We start from the raw sequence: 5,289 nt of genomic DNA, 5'->3' as shown, positions 1-5,289 counted from the left end.
GTAAGCGCCATATTCACCCATTGCACAAGAACAGAAAAGCTTAAAATCATAATAATACTAAGTGCAAAGGAACCCGTCATAAGAAGCAGGTTTTTACGGGAGGATACTGCATGATGAATCCCCAGGGCTGTCTCAATTTTCAGAAAGTTTTTCCTGACCGGCCGGGATGCGTTTCCGTTTTCATAAAAATTCCCGGTAACAGCCGCAACCGGAGAAACAGCCGCCGCCCGTCTTGCCGGAGAAATGGAAGATAACAGCACTGTCAAAACTCCAACAATAATTCCACTGATGATCCCCACACCACTGATTTCAAACAGAGGAATCTGTACAAACTCGGCTCCTGCCCCAAACCGAAGCAGCGCACAGAGTATCCATGTACCTGCAATACCTGCAGCCACACCAACCGGAACAGCTGTTTTACACCAGTAAAGAGCTTCCAGTCTGACTATGTGCATAACCTGGGTCCTGCTCGCCCCAATACATCGGAGCATTCCAAAAAACTGTGTTCTCTCTGCGGTTCTGCTGTTCAGACTTCCCGCGATCATAAAGACTCCTGCTGCCAGAACCAGAACAAACAGGATGACAGCTATAAGATAATTTCCCATAATATAAGAATCGCTGCTGGATCCTGTTATTCCCAGCAAAGCCGTATTTTCCGATAATATTTCATCAGTAAATCCATAGGTCTGCCGCAGCTCTGAAATCGCCCTGCGAATATTAATATTTTCATTAAAGCGTACAAAACATACCGGCTCAAGCCTGCTTTCTTCTGCTTTTGCCAGACTCTGAAAGGAATCCCAGCTCAGAAAAGTCCCCACCACATCGGCATCTGTAGTAATGGTAACATCTCCTCCAAAACCGGAAATCCTATAGTCAAAATCCCCGGCCGGTGTATGCATGGTAATCACATCTCCGATATTTACAGAAAGTAACTCTTTCGCTCCATTGGAAAGTAAGATTTCATTCTCTTTTACAGGATACTGCCCCTCTGTCAGATCCTCATAGATTTCCGTGAGAATCGAATGATCGCCGCCTGCAATAACGCATGTTTTTCCCTGAATCGTATAGTCAGCAGACAGATCAACATTCAGTGCGTCATAATGAGAGACAGCTGCAACATCTGTCCTCTGTGCAATCTGATCAATCTGCTTCTCAGTCGGCTCCTTCAGCATAATATGCCAGCTGCCATGCTCTTCTGTCACGCGCTTTTTTTCCATACGGATTCCCATATCTGCCATACTGAAAATCGCGGTAACCAGCAGTACCGAAATAATAATACACAGCATCGTCATGCGGTTCTGTCTCTTTCGCACCTTTGCAGAAATCGGAATAAGGCTTAAATAGCTTTTCATTGACAGCACCTCCCGAAATCAGTAAGCACTCCGTCCGACACCTGAAGCACCCGGTCTGCGGTCTGGGCGATGCTGCGATTGTGGGTAATCATAATAATAGTCTGCTCATATTTTTTTGACGCCTCTTTTAACAGAGCGATCACCTCGCTGCTGTTCTGAGTATCCAGATTTCCTGTTGGCTCGTCTGCAAGGATCAAAGCCGGACGGGTAATCAGCGCGCGTCCAATGGCCACTCTCTGCTGCTGGCCGCCGGAAAGCTGGCTTGGCAGGTAATTCCGGCGATCTTTTAAATTCAGTACAGTCAGAAGCTCTTCCAGATATTTTCTGTCCGGCTTCTGATAATCCAACAGCATTGGGAAAATCATGTTCTGTTCCACTGTCAGCTCCGGGATCAGGTTAAACGCCTGAAAGATAAAGCCGATATTCCTGCGCCGGAATACGGTCAGCTTCCGGTCATTCATGGAAAAAATATCCTTGCCGTCGATCAGCACCTTTCCCGAAGTAGGAATGTCCAAAGCACCGATCATATTCAAAAGGGTACTTTTTCCGGAACCGGATTCTCCCACAACCGCCACATATTCACCCCTTGGAACAGAAAAGCTGACGTCTTTCAGTGCCTTTACAGAAGTTTCTCCGCTGCCATAAATCTTACAGATATTTCTGACCTCTAATAAATTCATTATGCAACACCTCTTTCTCAATAACTTTGCTCTGCAGACAGATAATGTTCTTTTTTGTCTACAATACAAAGGATAGCACTGAAACATTACAGTCAGCCTACAGCCAGCCTACAATTTTGTAGGAATTAAAAAATTCATTGTAAAAACCGTGCCTCTTCCCGGCTCACTGTCCACCTCAATGCTGCCGTCATGTGCCTCAATGATCGCTTTTGCAAGGGGAAGTCCAAGACCGATCCCCTGTCTGTCCCTGGAAAAACGGCTGCGATAAAACCGCTTGAAAATATGGTGCAGATCCTCCGGATGAATGCCGCATCCATTGTCTTTTACCACGATTTGAACGACAGAAGGCAAGGCTCTCCATTCGATATGAATCTTATCTCCTTTTTCTGTATGATCCAGAGCATTTTTTACAATGTTGCCGATTGCTTCGGACAGCCAGTCACGATCGCAGAAAAGAATCACCTTATCTGAGCCGGACAGAAGGATTTCTTTCTGCTCCTGTCTGGCCCTGTATGCAAAATGCAGCTCAATGTCCCCCATCATATCCGCCACATTTTCCGTTTCCTTTTCAATCATAATGGAACCGGCATCCAGTTTTGTGATTTTAAGCAGATTCTGCACCAGCGTTTCGATGCGGTCAAGCTCCTGTTCTGATAAATCTGCAAACTCTTTTACCAGAGACGGATCCACATCCTCATCCTGAAGCAGCCCGTTATAGATATTCAGTGCTGCCAGCGGTGTTTTCAGCTGATGAGAAATATCCGAAATTGTATTTTTCAGAAATTCCTTTTCCCGAAGCCGGTTATCTGCATGTGCATTTAAGACCGCTGCCAGAGAATTGACCGCGTGAAACAGCCGGTACAGTTCCCCCTCGTCATCACACTCAATACGCGCATTGCGATTGCCGTCAAGATACCCGTTGATCTGTGACACTGCCTGTTCCATAAGCTGATCCTGTTTCCGGAAACAGGAATAACACGCTGACAGTATCAATCCTCCTGCCAATGCAAAAACAAGTAACAGGAACAAAGAAATCCTCTGGAAGTACCGATATAAGAATCCCTGGGTCAGCAGAAGGGCTGCCATCCAGATAACTGATAATGCAAGAAACAATTTTCTGATCTCTTTATTTACAAATATTTTCATAAAGCTCCTCACCCTGTCACATTCCATTTGTACCCCATTCCCCGGACTGTCAGAAGCATCTGAGGATCGCTGGGATTATCCTCAATCTTCATACGAAGCCGTCTCATATATACAGTAAGGGTACTGCTGTCAATGTAATTTCCATCGCAGTCCCACAGCTGGCCCAAAATTTTTTCCTTGGTAAGTACCATATTGGGATTTCTCATAAACAGGCACAGAAGCTTGTATTCCGCAGCAGTCAGTTCCAGCAGTTCCCCGTTTTTAAAGACCTGCCCCTGCAGTAAAAGTACTTTTATTCCATTTGATTCCAGCTGAGTATCTGATGAGCTGAAATCTTTTGCCCGGCGGAGCAGCGCATTTACTCTGGAAACTAACACTCCCAGCTTAAACGGTTTTGTAATATAATCGTCTCCGCCAATATCCAATCCCATGATAATGTCCATTTCCTCATCAGCCGCTGTCAAAAAAATAATAGGCACTTTGGAAACCTGCCGCACTTTTTTGCAAAATTCAAATCCCGTGCCGTCCGGCAGCGATACGTCCAGTACCAGAAGATCATATTTTCCATCCGCCCACAAACTGTCTGCTTCTTTGAGCGTTCTGGCTACGGCCAGTTCAAAGCCCTGTTTCCTGAATGCAAAAGAAAGCCCGTTAATCAGGCTCAGATCATCTTCTAAAAGCAATATTCTGCTCATGTTTTTCTCCTTTTCCTGTTTCATCTGTTCCGTTTTTCTGAAACTGATCGCTTTTCCCGGAACTGCGAAATATTTCCACTGAAATTTCTTCCATGTTTACTCCCGGAAATACAGCGGTCTGAGGTTTCTCACCACATTTTCGCTGACTCGGACCACTGCATCCAGATCCTCATCCCTGTGGTTCAGATATGCGTGAAAGCATCCCTGTATACAAAAAGACAGAAGAATATTCCGCTCTGTATCATGCTGATATTCCGGATATCTCTGCCAGATCAGCTTTTTCAGCTCCATTTCCAGACAGTCGCCCAGCCGCGCTTTTTCTTTCCCGGAAAACAGAATACCGATCAGAGAATTACTGGACAAAAGAGCCATGTAAAGATTTCTGGTAAAAATCTCAGGCTCCCGGAAAGGATCCTGCTGCTGCGCGGAAATATTTTTTACTACAGCGGTAATGGTTTCTGCCTCCATCAGCTCTGACAGGGCAAAAATATCCTCGTAATGGCTGTAAAATGTAGATTTATTGATACATGCAAGAGCGCACAGTTCCTTAACTGTGATCTTTTCCAGAGGCTTTTTTGCCCTCAGCTCCAGAAATGCATTTTTAATGGCTTTTTCTGTTTTTTCTATTCTGATATCCATACTCTCCCTCGTTTTCCGTTTTTTCCGAATGTCCCAGCCTGTCCTCTTTTCATAGCTGCCTTTCGTATATTACGCGACATTTTTATCAAAAGGTTGCTTATCCGTCTTACAGAATGTTTTGTTGGTGGACATTCTCTGTACTGTTTTTTATATTATAGTCAAAAGCACAACTGATGTCTATTATCTATAAGGAGAAGATCATGGATTTTTATGGATTCTATACAGGAAAAATTTTTGATGCCTATGACTATCTGGGCGCTCATATAAACAACGGAACGACCATATTCCGCACCTTTGCGCCTGCCGCTTCCCGAATCACTGTATTCGGAGATTTTAACCACTGGCAGGAATGGGACATGCACAAGGTTTCTGACGGCAATTTCTGGGAGCTTTCTGTTCCGGGAACAAAGGAAGGAATGATGTATAAATACTGTATTTATGACAGATCCGGAAACCGGGTGGAGCACTGCGATCCCTATGGCTTTGGAATGGAGCTGCGTCCAGGCTCAGCCTCTGTTATAAGGAACCAGCAGGGCTATTCTTTCCACGATGAAGAATGGATGGCAGCCCGCACGGACTGCCGTCAGAAGCCGCTGAATATTTATGAACTGCATTTCGGTTCCTTTAAAAAGCCATCAGACAAAGCAGATTCCTGGTATACCTATGAAGAAATGGCAAAAATCCTGATTCCCTATGTAAAAAACAACGGCTACAATTATCTGGAGATCATGCCTCTGAACGAATATCCCTGCGATGAATAGATCGGAAGAGCGTCGT

Annotated in this window: 7 protein-coding genes; 1 reads left to right on the top strand and 6 read right to left on the bottom strand. The window is 44.9% G+C overall.

All coding sequences use genetic code 11. The features are described from left to right. The 6 genes from WJ238_RS10095 to WJ238_RS10070 all read right to left on the bottom strand — a co-directional run. A partial coding sequence (locus tag WJ238_RS10095; RefSeq protein WP_337606865.1) for an ABC transporter permease occupies positions 1 to 1,352 on the bottom strand: 1,352 nt, incomplete at its 3' end. Beyond that, on the bottom strand, positions 1,349 to 2,032 hold the full coding sequence (locus WJ238_RS10090; RefSeq protein WP_337606864.1) for an ABC transporter ATP-binding protein: 684 nt from the start codon (positions 2,030 to 2,032) through the stop codon (positions 1,349 to 1,351). The genes WJ238_RS10095 and WJ238_RS10090, both read right to left, overlap by 4 nt. Positions 2,033 to 2,140: 108 nt before the next feature. Further along, positions 2,141 to 3,178, bottom strand: coding sequence for a sensor histidine kinase (locus tag WJ238_RS10085; protein ID WP_173751806.1), 1,038 nt, complete (start codon positions 3,176 to 3,178; stop codon positions 2,141 to 2,143). Between the two features lie 8 nt (positions 3,179 to 3,186). Beyond that, the gene (locus WJ238_RS10080) at positions 3,187 to 3,873 is read right to left on the bottom strand and encodes a response regulator transcription factor (protein WP_138270606.1); all 687 of its coding nucleotides are present in this window, start codon (positions 3,871 to 3,873) and stop codon (positions 3,187 to 3,189) included. Further along, positions 3,845 to 3,967 (bottom strand): hypothetical protein, encoded by a 123-nt coding sequence (locus WJ238_RS10075; protein WP_022068128.1) that lies wholly within the window; start codon positions 3,965 to 3,967, stop codon positions 3,845 to 3,847. Before WJ238_RS10075 ends, WJ238_RS10080 begins: the two co-directional genes overlap by 29 nt. Positions 3,968 to 3,969: 2 nt before the next feature. Then, positions 3,970 to 4,512, bottom strand: coding sequence for a TetR/AcrR family transcriptional regulator (locus WJ238_RS10070; protein ID WP_147598319.1), 543 nt, complete (start codon positions 4,510 to 4,512; stop codon positions 3,970 to 3,972). A gap of 200 nt (positions 4,513 to 4,712) precedes the next feature. Here WJ238_RS10070 and WJ238_RS10065 point away from each other — a divergent pair, with 200 nt between their 5' ends. After that, the gene (locus WJ238_RS10065) at positions 4,713 to 5,273 is read left to right on the top strand and encodes a GlgB N-terminal domain-containing protein (protein WP_337606859.1); all 561 of its coding nucleotides are present in this window, start codon (positions 4,713 to 4,715) and stop codon (positions 5,271 to 5,273) included. Positions 5,274 to 5,289: the final 16 nt, after the last annotated feature.

The organism is Claveliimonas sp., from assembly GCF_037273965.1.
Lineage (GTDB): Bacteria > Bacillota > Clostridia > Lachnospirales > Lachnospiraceae > Claveliimonas > Claveliimonas bilis.
Note: the sequence above shows the minus strand (reverse complement) of the source record. Positions and strands in the feature narration are given on the sequence as shown.